A 16,533-nucleotide genomic window follows, 5' to 3' on the forward strand; every position below is an offset into this window, starting at 1 on the left:
ACCCGTGCCGGGCGTTGCCCCGTGCCTTGCCCCCGTCTGAGCTACGGATAAAGGATCGTCGTGGATACGTTACTGTCAGGACAACTGCTGTTCGCTGCGCTCGTTTCGGGATCGCTCTACGCACTTGTCGCGCTCGGGCTGAACCTGGTCTACGGCACGCTGCGGCTGCTCAACATCGCCCACGGCGATCTGGTCATGATCGGCGCCTACACGGCCTTCTGGATGTTCTCTCTCTTCGCCGTCCCGCCCCTGGTCTCGCTTGTCCTCGCCGCCGCACTCTGCGCGCTTCTGGGCTGGGCCGTGTATGCGGGCCTCTTCCGCCGGATGCTGGCCAAGCCCGACCTCGCAAAGCGGGTCGAGGCCAATTCGCTGATCCTGTTCTACGGCATCTCGGTGATCCTGCAGAACCTGACGGCACTTGCCTTTTCCTCGACCTCGCGCGGCTATCAGTACCTTGACACCGTCATCACCTGGCAGGGCATCAGCATGACCGGCAACCGGCTCCTGTCGCTCGGCGTGGCCGCCACCATTTGTTTCGGCACGCTGCTGTTCCTTCGCTTTCACCTCTTCGGCTGGGGGCTCAGGGCCGTGATCGAGCGGCGCGAGGCGGCGCAGGTCGTTGGCGTCAACCTGAACCGCGTCCAGCTTCTGACCATCTGCGGCGGCTTTGCCGTGGCGGGGATGGCGGGCGTGCTGGTGAGCATGACCGAACAGATCACGCCGTTCATGGGCTTCCCTTTCACCATCGTGGCGTTCGTGGTGATCATCATCGGCGGCCTCGGCAATATCGGGGCGGGGATTCTCGCCGGCTTCTGCCTGGGTCTGGTGGAGACCTTCGGCATCGCGCTGACCTCGCCGGGCTACCGCTCGATCCTGATCTACGGGTTGTTTGTTGGCGTGCTGATGGTCCGGCCCGAGGGCATCTTCACCAAGGCGGTGCGGTCGTGATGCGGCTCGGCTCAGCCCTCTGGATCGCCCTTGCCGGCTTCGGTGCAGCGGTTCCCTTTTTCGGCAGCACCTACCTGATGGGCGTCGTCTTCCAGGTCGCAATGTGGATTGCCCTTGCCCAGAGCTGGTCGATGCTCTCTGCAACGACAGGCTATCTCTCGCTTGGCCATGCGGTGTTTTACGGGGTCGGGGCGTATGTCTGTGTGCTGCTCACGGGCATTATTCCGTTCGAATTTGCCATTCTTGCCGCCGCCGGATCCGCGGCGCTGTTTGCAGCCCTGATCGGCCTCCCGGTGCTGCGGGTTCGCGGGCCGTATTTCGTGATCCTGACCTACGGCCTGTCGGAACTGGTGCGCCACGTTGTCATGCGGATTGAGTCCGCGCTCGGCAGCTTCGGACGGATGATCTTCGACGTGCCGGCACAGGAGGTGCTGCTTTGGTGGATGGTCGGCCTTGCCGTGCTGGCGACGCTTGGCGCCTACGCCATCCGCCACTCGCGCTTTGGAGCGGGCCTGGCAGCCATACGGGAAGACGAGGTGGCAGCCCAGACGATCGGCGTTCCGGTGACGCGGCTCAAGCTTCTGGCCTTCATCGCCTCTGCCGCCATTCCCGGCGCGGTGGGCGGTCTTGCCCTGCTGCGCACCAGCTATTTCGAGCCGGCGCAGGCCTTCGATCCGGTGATTTCCTTCACCATCGTCACCATGGCACTCGTCGGCGGCACCGACAGCGTTCGCGGCCCGATCCTCGGCGCGATGGGCTTTGCGCTTCTTTCCGAGCTTCTGTGGTCGACCCTGCCGCAACTTTACATGATCGTTCTCGGCCTGACCCTGATCGTCTTCGTTCTCTTCGTCCCGCGCGGCCTTTCGGGGCTCGTCGGGCGCATCGGGGGGGCACGGTGATGACGCTTCTCGATATCAAGGGGGTGAGCAAGCGCTTTGGCGGCCTGATGGCGCTCAGCGACGTCAGCCTGCAGGTGAACAAGGGTGAAATCTTCGGCCTCATGGGCGCAAACGGCGCCGGCAAGACCACGCTGTTCAGCGTCATCGCCGGGCATATCCCGCCCACGACCGGGGAGGTTGTCTTCGATGGCAAGCGCCTGGCCGGTCTGTCGCCCGACCGCATCTGCCGCCTCGGCCTGTGCCGAACCTTCCAGATCGTGCGCCCCTTCGCAGGCCTCTCCGTGGCCGAAAACCTGCGTGTCGCCGCCCTATATGGCCGCGCGCGAAAGCTCTCGGCCACAGAAGCCGCGCAGATCGTGGACGACGCGCTGGACGCCGTGGGCCTTGCGGACCGGCGTCATCTCGATGCGGGACGGCTTACATTGTCCGGGCAGAAGCGGTTGGAAATCGCCCGTGCGCTGGCGACGGGCGCGCAACTGGTGATGCTCGACGAGGTGATGGCGGGACTCAATCCCACGGAGGTTGGCACCATGCTCGACACCCTGCGCCGTCTGCGGACCGAGCGGGATCTTACCTTCGTCATCGTCGAGCACGTGATCGGAGCGCTGATGACGCTCTCGGACCGTATCCTGGTGCTCGATCACGGCGAGTGCATTGCCTTCAGCACTCCCGAGGAAATCGGCCGGAACGAGCGCGTCGCGGAGGTGTATTTCGGATGATCGCCCCCATGCTCTCGGTTCGTAATCTGCGCGCGGCCTACGGGCCGGTGCAGGTGCTGTTCGACGTCGATTTCGACGTCGCCCCAGGCAGCGTCACAACCCTGATCGGCGCCAATGGTGCAGGGAAGACGACGATCATGAAATCGGTCGCCGGGCTGATGATGCCCATCGGTGGCGCGATCCTGTTCGAAGGGCGCGACATCACGCGGGCGCCCAGCCACGACCGGGTCAATTCCGGCCTGTCGCTGATCCCCGAAGGGCGGCTGGTCTTTCCCGGCATGACCGTGGAGCAGAACCTGCGCCTCGGAGCCATCGCGCCCGCGGCGCGTTCAGGCCACTCGGAGATGCTGGCCGACGTCTTCCGCCGCTTCCCGCGGCTCGAGGAGAGACGCAGCCAGCATGCCGGACTCATGTCGGGCGGAGAACAGCAGATGCTTGCGCTCGGACGGGGGTTGATGGCCCGGCCGCGCCTGATCCTGATGGATGAACCCACGCTCGGATTGGCGCCGGTGATGGTGAAGCAGGTCTTCGAGACCATCAGGGAACTGCGCGCATCCGGCTTCACCATCCTGCTCGCCGAGCAGAACGCCAGGGTCGCTCTGGAACTCGCCGACCAGGCCTATCTCCTGGAAAACGGCCGCGTTGCGCTGTCGGGACCGGGCGCAGAACTGCTCGATTCGCACGATGTGCGGCGCGCCTATCTGGGGATGTGAGGGAAATGGACACCGACACCGATCATCATCGAAAGGATCCCGGATGCGCTTCGTAGCCATCTTCTTCGACGACGTGCAACCGGCGCAGATCGATCCCGGCCTGACCCGGGACCACTTCGACTATCTCGCCGGTTGCAGCGACCGCATCACCGACGCGGGCGGACTGCGCGAAGGCGCCGATCTGCCCTTCTGCGGCTCGCTTTGGGTGATCGAGGCGGAAAGCCTCGCCGAAGCACAGGCGCTCGCCGACGGCGACCCCTATTGCAAGGCCGGGCTGAGGCCCGACTACCGCGTGCTGCAGTGGAACCGGGCACCCCTGCCCAAAAGACCGACTGATACAGGAAAGGAATGAGCCATGAGTAGCCCAGACGGTACAGAAGTGATGGTATTCACCCCTAAGAACAAGACCGAGGCCAAGCAGGGCATGCCGCAGTTCTTCGGTGTCTCCGAGAACTCCACCGGCGCCAAGCACCTGTCCCTGAATGTCACCGCCTTTGGTCCCGGCGGACGGGCCAAGTCGCATCGCCACAAGGACTACGAGACCGCGATCTACACGATGTCCGGCAAGATCGTGCTGCTGCACGGGCCCAATCTCGAAAACGAAAGCCTGATGGAGCCGGGAAGCTTCTGCTTTATCCCCGCCGAGGTGCCGCACATGGCGTTCAATCTGTCCGAGAGCGAGCCTGCCACCGCGCTCACCGCGCGGAACGATCCACGCGAGCAGGAAAATGTCGTCCTGATGCCCGAGCTCGACACCGAAGAGCTCGACGCGCGTGTCGCCAGGCGCCGGGCGGAGGGCTGAACCATGAAGGTCATCATTGTCGGCGGCGGCATCGGCGGTCTCACCGCCGCGCTCTATCTGCACAAGCACGGTGTGCCCTGTCAGGTTTTCGAGAAGGCGCCCGAGATCCTGCAACTGGGCGTCGGCATCACCATGCTTCCCCACGCCATCAGCGCGATGAACGAACTGGGGCTGATGGAGCGGCTCGATGCGCTGGGCGTGCGGACCGACCGGATGATCTTCCGAACCCGCGGCGGCCAGGAAGTCTGGAACGCGCCACGCGGCCTGGCCGCGGGCTATGACGTTCCGCAGATCACCGCGCACCGCGCCGACATCCATCGGGTTCTGCTCGACGCCGTGGCCGAGCGGTTGCCCGAAGGGACGCTGGCCCTCGATGCGGCCTTCGATGGCGTGGAAGACAGGGGCGATGGCGTCTCGGTCACCTTGCGCCGAAGCGACGGCAGCACCTTCACGGCCGAGGGCGACGTGCTGATCGGCGCCGACGGCATCCATTCCGCCGTTCGCCGCCACCTGAAGCCGGACGAGGGTGCCCCGCGCTGGTCGGGGCTGATGCTCTGGCGCGGGTCGGTGGACTGGCCGAAGGTGCTGGACGGGCACACGATCATCAACAGCGGCGGCACCAGCCGGAAATTCATCTTCTATCCGATCGGTCCCGGCAAGACGCCGGAGACCCAGTTGATGAACTGGGCCTGCGTGGTCCGGCAGGCAGATCCCGGCGCGCCCGCGCCCGGACGCGAGGACTGGAACCGCGAGGCGCAGGCAGAGGTTCTGCATCCGATCCTTGAGGACTTCACCGTGCCGGAGACGGACATCCGCGCGATGGTCGATGCCACGCCGGTGTTCTGGGACTTCCCGATGTGCGACCGCGATCCGCTTGAGACGTGGACACGCGGCCGCGTCACGCTTCTGGGCGATGCGGCCCACCCGATGTATCCGTTTGGCGCCAACGGTTCCGCACAGGCCATTCTCGATGCGCGGGCGCTGGGGCGGCTGTGTGGCGCTGGCGGCGATCCGGCGGCGATCCTGCTGGCCTACGAAGCCGAACGGCTTTCCTCCGTCAACGAGGTTGTGGCCGGCAACCGGACCGGCGGCCCGGAGCGCGTGATTGACGAGGTTGAAGCCCGCATCGCTGACCTGCCCGGGCAGAAGTTCGAGGATATAGAGGCGATCCTGCCGTTCAAGGAACGGGATGCGATCGTCAACGGCTACTCAAGGCTTGCAGGCTTTGCCACCGAACAGATGCGGTGACCCCACGTTTTCCGTTGGCGGTGGAGGAGTTCGAGGCCGCCTTCAGCGATCTCGACATCGCGCATCGTCCAACCAAACCGCGGCATCGCTTTCCTGCCGAGATCATCGCGCATGCCGCAGGGCTCTCTCACCGCTTCCGGCTGCGCCTGCGGGACGTCGAGGACCCACTTGCCGAGCGCGAGATCGATGTCGCATCTCAAACGGTGTCGGAATGGGCCGCGAGATCCGGGCGCAATAGCCAGGTTGTCAAACCTTGGATTTCGTGGCTTACAAAATGGGTGAGCACCTTGTTTAATGAGCGCTGAGACGTTGCCGAGCGTTTCGTGCAACGGGACGCGCCGGACCCGGTTTTGGACGTCGTTCGCGGAGTGCCAGGAAAACCGAAGGCTCTGCACCGAACTCCTTACCAGACGCGGCGGAGGCTCCGATCGTGGCTGGAGACATGCACAATCGTAAGCCATTTTTTGGGAATGCGGGATTGAGCAGCACACAGCGAGGGAATGAAAATTTCCTCCATGAGACGGCGACAGACTTGCCTCGCGCGATAGCCGCGATCAACACGGCTGACTTTTTTCCGGCAATTCTTGATTACATGCGAAAGATCGTGCCGTTCAGCGGCGCCTTCATCACGCGACTGCACAGGAACCGGCCGCCGGACCATATCTATGACAATGTCAGGGTCGAGCGGCACCGCGATGTCGTCGACCAGTACCTGGACAGTGCCTATCTTCTCGATCCCGTGTACGACGTCTTCCTCTCCGGCCGGACCCATGGCGCGATGCGGTTGCGCGACATCGCACCGGACCAGTTCATGCGGTCGACCTATTACCGCCGCTACTACCGGAACATCGCGCTCAGGGACGAAATGGCCATCCTGGTTCCGCAAGGCGAGGGTGCGGTCTTCTTCTCGCTCGGCCGGCTCGGGGATGAGCCGCGCTTCAGCGCCCGGTCCGTGCGGGCGTTTGAGGCCAGGATCGATGTCATAGCCGCTCTCACCGGCAAGCATTTCGAGCGCGGCCACACCACACCGGTCCATGCAGGGACCGCACCGGCCGATCGGACGCTGACTGCGGCGCTCGATGCCTTCGGCGAAGGAATCCTGACTGCCCGCGAACGCGAGGTGGCAACGCTCATTCTCAAGGGCCACTCGTCGGCGTCGGTTTCGGCGATGGCCGGCATCACGGTCGGCACCGTCAAGATCCACCGGAAGAACATCTACCGGAAGCTTTCGATTTCCTCGCAATCCGAACTCCTGTCGAACTTCCTGCGCTCGGTCCTGAGCTGAACGGCCTATCCCCTTCGGGGTATTTACCCGCGCGCACCCGGCTCCTAGCCTTCTTGCATGGATGGTGAGCCAGATCGGCGGGGGCGGATTTTACGGATGACCGGAACAGAAATCGCCAGAGACCGGAAGGCCGCGGTGTCGGCAAGGGCCCTGTCAAAGACCTTCGGACAGGGAGAGTTCGCGGTCACCGCGCTCGACAGCGTCGAACTCGACATTTTCGAGAACGAGTTCTTCACGCTGCTCGGTCCGTCCGGCTGCGGGAAGACAACCCTGCTGCGGCTGATCGCGGGCTTCGAACTGCCGACACACGGGTCGATCGCGCTGCAGGGGCAGGATATCACGGACAAGCCGCCGCACCGGCGTCCGATCAACACGGTTTTCCAGAACTACGCGCTGTTTCCGCACATGACGGTGGCCGAGAACATCGGTTTCGGGCTCAGGATGCTCGGCAAGCCGGCGGCGGAGATCAGACAAACGACCGAGCGGATGCTGGCGCTGGTTCAGCTTGAGGCCATGGCCGGACGCCGGATGGACCAGCTTTCGGGCGGCCAGCAGCAGCGCGTGGCGCTGGCCCGGGCGCTGGCGCCGGCGCCCAAGGTGCTGCTGCTCGACGAGCCGCTGGCGGCACTCGATCTCAAGCTGCGCAAGAACATGCAGCTCGAGCTGAAGAGCCTGCAGGCAGAGACCGGCATCACCTTCGTGTTCGTGACCCACGACCAGGAAGAGGCGCTCACCATGTCGGACCGGATCGCGGTGATGAAATCCGGCAAGATCCTGCAGACCGGCACGCCGCGCGACATCTATGACCGTCCGACGCACCGGTTCGTGGCCGATTTCATCGGCGACATCAACATTCTCGAAGGAACGCTCGAACACACGGACGGCGATCTGGCGAGGGTGCGGCTGAAAGACGGGACCAGGGTTTCCGCGCATCTCGGAACGGCATCGGCACGGTCGGGCGAGGTCAGCGTGGCGATCAGGCCCGAGAATGTCCGGCTGGCGGGCGCGGCCGAGGCACCGACGCTCACCGGCGTTCTCGAGACCATCGTCTATTTCGGCGCGGCGACAAATCTCCACCTTCGGCTCGGAACCGGCGAGGAAATCGTGGTCCGCAATCCGGGCGCGGTCGACGAAGGCCGGTACCAGCCCGGCGCCACCATCGGCGCCGTCCTGCAGCCCGAGCTGATACGGGTGCTGGAATGAGCGACCGGGAGGCCCAGACGGCGCTTGCGGCGGCGATCGCCCAGAACCGGCGCAACGAGCGCCTCACCCGGGCCTGGCTGCTTGCCCCGGCGCTGACACTCATCCTCGCCATCAGCATCCTGCCGCTCGCAATCACCGTCGTCTATTCGTTCCTGACGCCGGGCACCTATGGCGGTGTGACCTGGGAATTCAGCACCGACAGCTACGTGCAGTTCCTGTTCCAGCGCGACATCTTCGATGATTCGCTGGTCTTCAACTCCGCCTATGTGTCGATCTTCCTCAGGTCGATCGGGCTCGCACTGGGCGCCACGCTGGGCGCGCTCATCCTTGGCTTTCCGACCGCCTATTTCATTGCGACGAAGCCGCGCGAGCAGCGCAACATCTGGCTGTTCCTGATCACGCTGCCGTTCTGGACCAACCTGCTGATCCGCACCTACGCCATGCTGCTGATCATCCGCGACGAAGGCCTCATCAACATCATGCTGATGAAGGCCGGGATCATCTCGTCGCCGCTGACCATCCTTTACACCGACACCGCGGTGTTCATCGGCCTGATCTACTCGTTTCTGCCGTTCATGGTGCTGCCGATCTACGCGAGCCTCGAGAAGCTGGACTTCAGCCTGGTCGAGGCCGGCTACGATCTCTATGCAAACCGGCTGAAAGTGCTGTTTCATGTCATCGTTCCGCTGGCCAAGCCCGGAATTGTCGCCGGCTGCATCCTGGTCTTCATCCCCGGTCTCGGCGCCTACATCACGCCCGAACTGCTGGGCGGCGGCAAGAAGCTGATGATCGGCAACATGATCGCCATGCAGTTCGGCGCCTCGCGCAACTGGCCTTTCGGCTCGGCAGCCGCGCTGATCCTGATGGCGCTGGTCATCCTGGTGCTGCTGGCCAATGCCCTCGCCGCGAGAAAGGGAGCCTCGAGGAATGGCTGACCCGACCACGGCAATGCCGGCATCACCAGAACCGCGCCGCCGCCGGAGGCCGGCCCGGGATCTCAAGGCGATGCCCGGGTTCACAGCAACCGCCTGGCTGTGCATCGTTGCGCTCTACCTGCCGATCCTGGTGCTGATCGTTTTTTCCTTCAACGAGAACCGGTCGGTGGTGCTGTGGACGGGATTTTCGCTCGACTGGTACGCCAAGGCGCTGGAGAATGACGGGATCCGCCATGCGGCCTGGGTGTCGGTCAAGATCGCGCTGTTTGCCACGGTCATTTCGACGATCGCCGCCACCATGGCGGCGCTGGCGACGACCCGGACAAAGAAGTTCGCCGGCCAGGGGCTGGTCTACGGGATCATCAACCAGCCGCTGATGATCCCCGAGATCGTCACGGCCATCGCAACGCTGTCGCTGTTCGCGCTGGTCAAGAAGATCACCGGGCTTACCGGCATCGGCTACCTGATGCTGGCGCATGCGGCCTTCTGCATTCCGTTTGCCTACATGCCGATCCGCGCCCGGCTCGAGACCATGACGCTGACGCTGGAACAGGCCGCGGCGGATCTCTACGCGCCGCCGCTGAAGGTCTTCACCCTTGTGACGCTGCCGCTGCTCGGTCCCGGCATCGTTGCCGGCGCGATGCTCGCCTTCGTCGTTTCGCTCGATGACGTGATCATCACCCTGATGATTGCCGGACCGGGGGAGACCACGCTTCCCATCTACATTCTCGGCGCCATCCGGCGCGGGGTCACGCCCGAGATCAATGCCGTCTCGACCATCCTGGTCGCGGTCTCGGTTCTGCTGGTCATGCTGCTGTTTGTCGTGCAGCGGCGCATGCAGCGATAGGACGGAAAAAAGGAAAGAGAGGAACAAGGATGAAAACCGTATTGAGGCTTCTCGCCACCGCATCCGCCGTGGCATTCGCGTCGTCTGCGGCCATGGCCGCGGGCGAACTCAACATCTACAACTGGGGCAATTACACCTCGCCCGAGATGATCAAGAAGTTCGAGGAAAAGTTCGACGTCAAGGTCAACCTGGACGGCTATGATTCGAACGAGGCGATGCTCGCCAAGGTCAAGGCGGGCGACACCGGCTACGATATCGTCGTGCCGGGCGACTACATGGTCAAGGTGATGATCGGCGAAGGCCTGCTCGAGGAAGTCAAGCCGAACACGATGGAGAACTTCAAGAATGTCGATCCGAAATGGGTCGATGTCTGGTGGGATCCGGGCCGCAACTATTCGGTCCCCTACCAGTGGGGCACCACCTCGTTCACCGTCGACACGGCCGTCTATGACGGCGACATCGACACGCTGGCCCTGCTGTTCGATCCGCCGGAAGTGCTCCAGGGCCGGATCAACATGCTCAACGACATGAACGACGTGATCAATGCCGGCCTGCGCTATCTCGGCTACGGACGCTGCAACGGCAACCAGGACGAACTGCGCGAAGTGCTTGCCCTGCTCTCCAAGGCCAAGCCGCACTGGCGGACGATGGACTATGCCGTGATCGAGAAGCTCACCTCCAAGGACGTCGACATCAGCCAGAGCTGGAACGGCGCCGCCATGCGGGCCCGGGCGCAGCGGCCGACGCTGAAATACGCCTATCCGAAAGAGGGCTTCACCGGCTGGATGGACAATGTCGCCGTGCTCAAGGGCGCGCCCAATCTCGAAAACGCCAAGCTGTTCATCAACTTCATGATGGAGCCGGAGAACGCCGGATTGACGTCGAACTTCGCCCGCTATGCCAACGGCATCCTGGGCAGCGACAAGTTCATGGAGCCGGAGATGCTCTCCGCGCCCGAGATCGTCATGCCCGCCGGTGCTCCCGAACCGGACTTCGTGACGCCTTGCCCGCAGGAAGTCGTCGATCTGTACAACAAGATCTGGACCCAGCTTAAGCAGTAGGCCCGAACCCGGCGCGCGGGCCGCCCGCGCGCCGTCCCCCACCAGAGAAAGTATGTCCATGTCCGACACCGGAAAGGTTGAACCGGTTATGCCCAGGACCGCCCGGCAACTGGGGATCATGCAGGGGTTTCCTCCCCCGCCGGAGAAGCGCCCGACGCTTGCCAACTGGGACCTTCCACCTTTCAACCGCTGGGCATTCCAGAATGTCCGCAGCCTGATACCGACGGTGGACGTGTTCCGCGGCTTCGGACCGGCGAGTGCTTTGGCTGAAGCGCCGGAGGAACTGGGCGAAATCCGGTTCGAGCGCGAGAATGGCGCGACCGTGTCCCTCGACCGCTTCCTGGGCGAGAGCTATGGCGATGCCTTCCTGGTGATGTACAGGAACCGCATTGTCTTCGAGCGCTATCTCAACGGCATGGCGCCGCAAACGCTGCATCTGTCGCAGTCCGTGGCAAAATCCGTCGTCGGTCTGCTGACCGGAATTCTCGCATCCGATGGCATGGTCGACCTGCATGCGCCGCTGGCAGACATCGTGCCCGAGCTGGCGCAGTGCGGCTATGCCGACGCGACGCTCGACCAGGTGCTCGACATGCGCTCGGGCGTCCGCTTCACCGAGGACTACAACCTGCCGGGCAGCGACATGACCCGGATCGACATCGCCTCCGGCTGGCGCCCGCATGTCGCCAACGCACCGCGCCCGACGATCCGCGAGGTGATCCTCAGCCTGCCGAAGCTCAGGCCGCATGGCGGGGCGTTCGAATACCGCTCGATCGAGACGGACGTCGTCGCCTGGGTGCTGGAACGTGCCGCCGGCAAATCCCTTGCCGAACTGGTGAGCCAGCATCTGTGGCAACCCATCGGCGCGGATCGCGATGCCTATTTCACCGTCGACGAAGCTGGCACCGCGCTTGCCGATGGCGGCTTCAACGCGACACTGCGCGACTATGCGCGCCTGGGGATGCTGATGCTCGGCAGCGGGTGGGCCAACGGGCGGCAGGTTGTCCCGGCAGCCTGGATCGATGGTATCCGCAGCGGCAACCGGGAGGTCTTTGGCGATCCCTACACAGCCGTCCTGCCGGGTGGAGCCTACCGCCGCTTCTGGTGGATCCGCGACGCGGACAGGGGCGACATCTGCGCCCGCGGCGTGTTCGGCCAGTTGATCTACGTCGATCCCAAGATCGAATTGCTGGTGGTAAAGCTGTCGACCTGGCCGGATTATGTGATTCCGTCGCTGACCCGTGACACGTTCCGCGCCATCGACGCGATCCGGTCGGCGGTGAGCGAGCCGTAAACCTGCGGGATCTTGAGGTGAGAACGACAACAGGCAAGGGAATTGAGCCGTGGCACTTGCAGATCTGATCATTACCAACGGGGCTGTGCTGACCATGGATCCGGATCTGCCACGGGCGGAGGCGGTGGCGGTCACGGACGGCCGCATCGTCGCTGTCGGCTCGGCTTCGGAGGTTGCCCGCCTCGCCGGAGCCGGCACACAGGTCATTGATGCCGGCGGGGCGACAGTGCTGCCCGGCTTCATCGAAAGCCACATGCACCTGTTCATCGGCGGCGCGGAGCTTCAGAACCTGCAGCTCGATGGATGCGCAGACCTCGAGATTCTTTCCAGCGAGTTGACCGCTTTCGCGGCCACCAGGCCGGATGCGCCGCTTCTCGTCGGACAGGGTCCGGATTACGGGATTTTCGGCGACACGGCGCCGCGCCTGGTTCTCGACCGGATCCTGCCCGGCCGGCCGGTGGCGTTGATGGCCCACGATCACCATACGGTCTGGGCCAACACCGCAGCACTGGAAGCGGCAGGCGTGCTGCACGGGCTCGAGACCTCAGACGGGCACGAGGTGGTGATGGGCGCCGATGGCCTGGCCACGGGCACCTTGCTGGAACCGGAGGCCTACAGTTCGGTGATGCGGCTCGGCGGACAGGAGCGGACCATGCTGGGCCTGGCAAGCGGCCGCGAACCGGACTCCGCCCCCTCATCCGCCGAGCGCGCCATTGACCTCGCCCATCTCAAACGCGGGCTGGCGCACGCGGCGCGACACGGCATCACCTCCATCGTCAACATGGACGGCAATGTCTACACGCTGGACCTGCTCGAAGAGCTCCGCGCGGCGGGGGAGTTGACCGCCCGCGTGCGGGTGCCGTTCCACTATGTGCCCGACATGAAGCCCGATGACCTTGAGACCGCGCTCACCATGCGGGCCCGCTGGTCGGATGAGTGGCTGGCGTCGGGCTTCGTGAAATTCTTCATGGACGGCGTCATCGACAGCCGCACCGCCTTCATGAAGCACGATTACCCGGGTCAGGCTGGATACCGCTCGCACGGGCGGTTTTCGGCGGAGACATTCGCCGCGCTCGCGACGCGGATCGATGCGATGGGACTGCAGATCGCGGTGCATGCGATCGGTGACGCGGCGGTGGCCCGGGTGCTGGACGGCTATCAGGCGGCGCGCGCGGCCAATGGCGCTTCCGGCCTGCGTCATCGCATCGAGCATCTCGAACTGGTCGATGACGCCGATTTCGCCCGCATCGCCGAGCTTGACGTGGTCGCCTCTATCCAGCCGCCGCATGCGCCGGGATGCAGCGGCCTGCCGCTGGAGCCGACCCTGGGCAATATCGGCCGTGACCGGTGGGGCGACGCCTTTGCCTGGCAGAAGATCGCCGCCACTGGTGCCGCGATCGCGCTGGCGTCCGACTGGCCGGTGTCGGACATCTCGGTTCTCAAGGGCATCCACGCGGCCGTGACGCGGGCCGCCTGGACGGCGGACGTGCCGGATCAGCGGTTCTCGCTCGATGCCGCGCTCAGGGGCTATACGCTCGGCGGCGCCTATGCCGAGCGGAGCGACAGCTACAAGGGCTCGCTGGAGGTCGGCAAGGTGGCGGATCTGGTGATCCTCGACCGGGATCTCGCGGTCATCGCCGATCACGACGAGATCAGGCATGCTGCGGTCACGGTCACGATCTGCGGCGGACGGGTGGTGTTCCGGGCCGGAGACTGAGAGCCGGCGGTAGAAGGCGGAACCGGCGGGATTTTGCCCGCCGCCGGTCCCGCAGTGTCATTCCGCCAGGCCGCGGAAGGCGCCGTTCCAGTAGATCATCGCGCCCTGGCCGGGACGGGTACGGATCTCCCGCACCCGGCCGATGATGATCGAATGGGTCGCGCGGTCGATCATCTCCTCGACCGTGCAATCGATGCCCACGGCCGCGTCTTCCAGCAGCGGCGCGCCGGTCGTGGCCTTGATCCAGGACGCCCCGGCATAGCGCTCTGGCCCCTTGGCGCCGCCGAAGCCGGTGAAGCGCTCGGCCACCGCCTGATGACCCGCACCCAGCGCCGACCAGCCGAAGCAGCCATATCGCTCGATCAGCGGCCATGTGGACGAGGCGCGATTGACGCAGGCCAGCAGCAGCGGCGGATCGGCCGACAGCGAGATGGCGGATGTCACCACCAGCCCCGACCGGTCGTCGCCGCTCCCTGCGGTCAGCACGCTGACATTGCCGACGAAATTCCGCATGGCGTCGCGGAATTCGCCTGCCGAGGGCGGACGCTCGCCGGCGTCCGCGCCTCCCTCGCGCTCAGCGGATGCCGGCGGCATCGAGCTTGGGCAGGACGGTGTCGCGGAAATAGGGGAATTCCTTGACGTAATCGACGAAGGACAGGGTGGTGCCGGCGAACCCGGCGCGGTGCAGCGACAGGATGCCTTCGGCCACCTGGTCCGGCGTGCCGATGAGAGGGAAGCCGCCATGGCCCATGGCGAAGCGGTCGCGGATCAGCGCCAGCAGATCATGCGGGAAGCTGTGCGCATGGGCGAACTGCAGCCGCACGAGATTGTCGACGGCTTCCCAGTCGGCATGGGTCTTGGCGGTGTGCTCGAGATAGGCAAGCGCCTCCTCCTCGGTGGGACGGCAGATGACATGGGAGAAGGTCAGCACATCGACCTTGCGGCCCTTGGCCTTGGCCTGGTCCTTGAGCTCCCGGATCTCCTCGGTCGAGCGCGCCAGGTCGATCGCCGGGGTGAACAGGAAATTGGCGTTGTCGGTGGCGAATTCCCGTCCCTGCGGCGAGCCGGCGGCATTGATGATCGGCACCGAGCCGCGGACCGGCAGCGGGTCCCCGTGCACGCCCTTGAGCTTGAAATAGGCGCCGTCCCAGTCGAAATAATCTTTCGACGCCCAGAGCTTGCGGACCACGTCGAACCATTCCTGCGCGTAGCCGTAGCGGGTTTCGTGATCGTCCGGCAGGGTCAGGCCAAGCGCCTCGTATTCGGGCTTGTTCCAGCCCGCGACGATGTTCAGTCCGGCGCGGCCATTGCCGATATGGTCGATCGTGGCGATCTGCTTGGCCACCACCACGGGGTGATTGGCCGCCGTGTGGATGGTGGCGAAAACCGAGATGGTCTTGGTGGAGGCCAGCAGTCCGGCCGCCCAGGTCATGGTTTCAAGCACGCCGCCGTGAAAATCGGTCTCGCCGCCATAGCCGATCCAGCGGGCGATCGGCAGCATGAAGTCAATGCCGGCCTCGTCGAGCAGATGGCCGAGGGCCAGGTTGTTTGCCCAGGAATTGTCCCACCGTTCCTCGACCTTGGTCACGCTCATCCCCGATGAGCAGTTCGAGGAGAATGTCCCCAGCAGAAAGCGGTAATCCGCCAGCATCATGTTCCTTGTCATCGTCGCTGTTCCTTTATTGGTTTAATTTATGATAGAAAGTCTATCTTAAAATCCGATTGCGTCAATAAGCTTTAGGCGTAAAATTTAATCGAGATCGAGGAGCAACCCATGACCAACGGCCCCATGCCGCCCGAAGACGAGCCGGCGCCTGGCGCACTGGACTATCGCTGGCATCTGGCCAGGAGCGACATCGAGGTCGGCACGACGGAGCTGGAGTTCGCGCTGATGCGGACTTTCGAAGGCTTCGGGCGCTGGCAATCGGAATGTCTGGCGGGCGTGGTCGATTTTTCGGCCTCCGGCCCCGAGAACGCGCTTCTGCACATCATCCGCATGAATGAGCGGCCGAAAACCATCAAGGACCTGGCGCGGCTGACCAACCGCGATGATGTCCCCAACATACAGTATAGCCTGCGCAAGCTGATCGGTGGCGGGCTGGTTCACCGCCAAGGCTCCGGCCGCTCGGGCGTGACCTATCAGGTCACCGACCGGGGCCGCGCCGTCACGGAAGCCTATGGCGATTTGCGCCGGCGCCTGCTGATCGCCGCCGTCGCCGATGTTCCCGACCTGGCCGAGCGGTTGCGTGCGGCGACACAGACGCTCAACCTGCTCTCGGGCATTTACGAGGAAGTCTCGCGCGTGGCGGCGACTCACCGCCGCCGCTGAAGCGCGGCGAGGCCGGTGATGCCCGCGCGGCAAAGGGCGGCGGCCGGCCGGCCCTAGAGGTATTGGCGCTCGACGTCCTCGCAGGAATAGCCGAGCGCGGCCAGGCCCTCGGCCAGGTGGTCTCCCATCAGCGGATCGCCGAGAAGATAGTCGGCGGTGCGGCTGTTGTGGGCCCCGGCGGCCTCGAGGCGGAGCTCGGTCCATTCGCTTGCGTCGTAATCGTCGCGGCCAAGCCAGGTGAGGGCCACGAGGTCTATCTGCTCGTCAACCGACAGGTCGTCGATCAGGGAGCGGATCTCCTGCTCGACCGGATCATCCGGCGTGTCTTCCAGCACCGCGATCTCCGCGTCGTCGGAAGGGTTGGAGCCCGAATCCGGGTCCGTCCCTTCCTCCTTCACGTCAAATTCCCTGGCCTTCATGATGAGGAAACAGACCTTGTCGACCGGGATCTCGATGGCGACCTGGTCTGGATCGCCGCTGTGATGTTTCATTGCTGTTCGCCTTCTGCCGTTGCCGGTTGATACTCCGCGGCTGCC

Annotated in this window: 18 protein-coding genes and 1 pseudogene; 16 read left to right on the plus strand and 3 right to left on the minus strand. The window is 64.6% G+C overall.

The window, feature by feature from the left end; all coding sequences use genetic code 11:
• Positions 1-60: 60 nt before the first annotated feature.
• From LL06_RS02660 to LL06_RS02730, 15 genes and pseudogenes are all read left to right on the plus strand, one after another.
• Positions 61-948, plus strand: coding sequence for a branched-chain amino acid ABC transporter permease (locus tag LL06_RS02660; protein WP_052161137.1), 888 nt, complete (start codon positions 61-63; stop codon positions 946-948).
• Positions 948-1,847 carry a branched-chain amino acid ABC transporter permease gene (locus LL06_RS02665; protein ID WP_035521834.1) on the plus strand — a complete coding sequence of 300 codons (900 nt, stop codon included), beginning with the start codon at positions 948-950 and terminating at the stop codon, positions 1,845-1,847. The genes LL06_RS02660 and LL06_RS02665 overlap by 1 nt, the downstream gene beginning before the upstream one ends.
• Positions 1,847-2,566, plus strand: a complete 720-nt coding sequence (locus LL06_RS02670) for an ABC transporter ATP-binding protein (protein WP_035521837.1) — start codon at positions 1,847-1,849, stop codon at positions 2,564-2,566. The genes LL06_RS02665 and LL06_RS02670 overlap by 1 nt, the downstream gene beginning before the upstream one ends.
• Positions 2,567-2,574: 8 nt before the next feature.
• Positions 2,575-3,279, plus strand: a complete 705-nt coding sequence (locus LL06_RS02675) for an ABC transporter ATP-binding protein (RefSeq protein WP_035521934.1) — start codon at positions 2,575-2,577, stop codon at positions 3,277-3,279.
• Positions 3,280-3,322: 43 nt separating this feature from the next.
• Positions 3,323-3,631, plus strand: coding sequence for a YciI family protein (locus LL06_RS02680; RefSeq protein ID WP_052161138.1), 309 nt, complete (start codon positions 3,323-3,325; stop codon positions 3,629-3,631).
• A 3-nt stretch (positions 3,632-3,634) separates the two neighbouring features.
• The gene (locus LL06_RS02685) at positions 3,635-4,081 is read left to right on the plus strand and encodes a cupin domain-containing protein (RefSeq protein WP_081963601.1); all 447 of its coding nucleotides are present in this window, start codon (positions 3,635-3,637) and stop codon (positions 4,079-4,081) included.
• 3 nt (positions 4,082-4,084) lie between these two features.
• Positions 4,085-5,329: an FAD-dependent monooxygenase gene (locus LL06_RS02690; protein ID WP_035521841.1), complete on the plus strand. Its 1,245-nt coding sequence runs from the start codon at positions 4,085-4,087 to the stop codon at positions 5,327-5,329.
• 56 nt (positions 5,330-5,385) lie between these two features.
• Positions 5,386-5,544 (plus strand): annotated as a pseudogene (locus tag LL06_RS27195) (IS6 family transposase); the annotation flags it as partial.
• A 377-nt stretch (positions 5,545-5,921) separates the two neighbouring features.
• Complete coding sequence (locus LL06_RS02700; RefSeq protein WP_161784921.1) at positions 5,922-6,614, plus strand: helix-turn-helix transcriptional regulator; 693 nt, start codon at positions 5,922-5,924, stop codon at positions 6,612-6,614.
• Between the two features lie 96 nt (positions 6,615-6,710).
• A complete protein-coding gene (locus LL06_RS02705; RefSeq protein ID WP_052161141.1) occupies positions 6,711-7,817 on the plus strand; it encodes an ABC transporter ATP-binding protein in 1,107 nt (368 codons plus the stop codon).
• Positions 7,814-8,752: an ABC transporter permease gene (locus LL06_RS02710; RefSeq protein WP_035521843.1), complete on the plus strand. Its 939-nt coding sequence runs from the start codon at positions 7,814-7,816 to the stop codon at positions 8,750-8,752. The genes LL06_RS02705 and LL06_RS02710 overlap by 4 nt, the downstream gene beginning before the upstream one ends.
• Positions 8,753-8,822: 70 nt before the next feature.
• The gene (locus LL06_RS02715; RefSeq protein WP_035521846.1) at positions 8,823-9,599 is read left to right on the plus strand and encodes an ABC transporter permease; all 777 of its coding nucleotides are present in this window, start codon (positions 8,823-8,825) and stop codon (positions 9,597-9,599) included.
• Between the two features lie 29 nt (positions 9,600-9,628).
• Complete coding sequence (locus LL06_RS02720) at positions 9,629-10,660, plus strand: extracellular solute-binding protein (protein WP_035521848.1); 1,032 nt, start codon at positions 9,629-9,631, stop codon at positions 10,658-10,660.
• Between the two features lie 58 nt (positions 10,661-10,718).
• Entirely contained in the window at positions 10,719-11,951 is a 1,233-nt protein-coding gene (locus LL06_RS02725; RefSeq protein ID WP_244447026.1) for a serine hydrolase, read from the plus strand.
• Positions 11,952-12,000: 49 nt separating this feature from the next.
• Positions 12,001-13,668, plus strand: a complete 1,668-nt coding sequence (locus LL06_RS02730) for an amidohydrolase (RefSeq protein ID WP_035521851.1) — start codon at positions 12,001-12,003, stop codon at positions 13,666-13,668.
• A 57-nt stretch (positions 13,669-13,725) separates the two neighbouring features.
• Here LL06_RS02730 and LL06_RS02735 read toward each other — a convergent pair whose 3' ends face one another.
• On the minus strand, positions 13,726-14,181 hold the full coding sequence (locus tag LL06_RS02735; protein ID WP_052161150.1) for a flavin reductase family protein: 456 nt from the start codon (positions 14,179-14,181) through the stop codon (positions 13,726-13,728).
• A gap of 61 nt (positions 14,182-14,242) precedes the next feature.
• Positions 14,243-15,334: an LLM class flavin-dependent oxidoreductase gene (locus LL06_RS02740; protein WP_035521853.1), complete on the minus strand. Its 1,092-nt coding sequence runs from the start codon at positions 15,332-15,334 to the stop codon at positions 14,243-14,245.
• Positions 15,335-15,442: 108 nt separating this feature from the next.
• Here LL06_RS02740 and LL06_RS02745 point away from each other — a divergent pair, with 108 nt between their 5' ends.
• Positions 15,443-15,997 (plus strand): winged helix DNA-binding protein, encoded by a 555-nt coding sequence (locus LL06_RS02745; protein WP_244447027.1) that lies wholly within the window; start codon positions 15,443-15,445, stop codon positions 15,995-15,997.
• Positions 15,998-16,050: 53 nt separating this feature from the next.
• On the opposite strand, the gene LL06_RS02750 is transcribed toward LL06_RS02745, so the two are convergent.
• Entirely contained in the window at positions 16,051-16,488 is a 438-nt protein-coding gene (locus LL06_RS02750) for a DUF3775 domain-containing protein (protein ID WP_052161143.1), read from the minus strand.
• Positions 16,489-16,533 lie beyond the last annotated feature (45 nt).

It is taken from the genome of Hoeflea sp. BAL378 (genome assembly GCF_000759435.1).
In the GTDB taxonomy this organism is placed as follows: Bacteria; Pseudomonadota; Alphaproteobacteria; order Rhizobiales; family Rhizobiaceae; genus Hoeflea.

Bases quoted from the DNA above. Each gene is read 5' to 3' on its own strand.
- LL06_RS02670 (WP_035521837.1), top strand. From the start codon at position 1,847: ATGACGCTTCTCGATATCAAGGGGGTGAGCAAGCGCTTTGGCGGCCTG.
- LL06_RS02750 (WP_052161143.1), bottom strand. From the start codon at position 16,488: ATGAAACATCACAGCGGCGATCCAGACCAGGTCGCCATCGAGATCCCG.
- LL06_RS02665 (WP_035521834.1), top strand. From the start codon at position 948: ATGCGGCTCGGCTCAGCCCTCTGGATCGCCCTTGCCGGCTTCGGTGCA.
- LL06_RS02680 (WP_052161138.1), top strand. From the start codon at position 3,323: ATGCGCTTCGTAGCCATCTTCTTCGACGACGTGCAACCGGCGCAGATC.
- LL06_RS02720 (WP_035521848.1), top strand. From the start codon at position 9,629: ATGAAAACCGTATTGAGGCTTCTCGCCACCGCATCCGCCGTGGCATTC.
- LL06_RS02725 (WP_244447026.1), top strand. From the start codon at position 10,719: ATGTCCGACACCGGAAAGGTTGAACCGGTTATGCCCAGGACCGCCCGG.
- LL06_RS02675 (WP_035521934.1), top strand. From the start codon at position 2,575: ATGCTCTCGGTTCGTAATCTGCGCGCGGCCTACGGGCCGGTGCAGGTG.
- LL06_RS02715 (WP_035521846.1), top strand. From the start codon at position 8,823: ATGCCCGGGTTCACAGCAACCGCCTGGCTGTGCATCGTTGCGCTCTAC.
- LL06_RS02705 (WP_052161141.1), top strand. From the start codon at position 6,711: ATGACCGGAACAGAAATCGCCAGAGACCGGAAGGCCGCGGTGTCGGCA.
- LL06_RS02710 (WP_035521843.1), top strand. From the start codon at position 7,814: ATGAGCGACCGGGAGGCCCAGACGGCGCTTGCGGCGGCGATCGCCCAG.
- LL06_RS02740 (WP_035521853.1), bottom strand. From the start codon at position 15,334: ATGACAAGGAACATGATGCTGGCGGATTACCGCTTTCTGCTGGGGACA.
- LL06_RS02745 (WP_244447027.1), top strand. From the start codon at position 15,443: ATGACCAACGGCCCCATGCCGCCCGAAGACGAGCCGGCGCCTGGCGCA.
- LL06_RS02700 (WP_161784921.1), top strand. From the start codon at position 5,922: ATGCGAAAGATCGTGCCGTTCAGCGGCGCCTTCATCACGCGACTGCAC.
- LL06_RS02685 (WP_081963601.1), top strand. From the start codon at position 3,635: ATGAGTAGCCCAGACGGTACAGAAGTGATGGTATTCACCCCTAAGAAC.
- LL06_RS02690 (WP_035521841.1), top strand. From the start codon at position 4,085: ATGAAGGTCATCATTGTCGGCGGCGGCATCGGCGGTCTCACCGCCGCG.
- LL06_RS02735 (WP_052161150.1), bottom strand. From the start codon at position 14,181: ATGCGGAATTTCGTCGGCAATGTCAGCGTGCTGACCGCAGGGAGCGGC.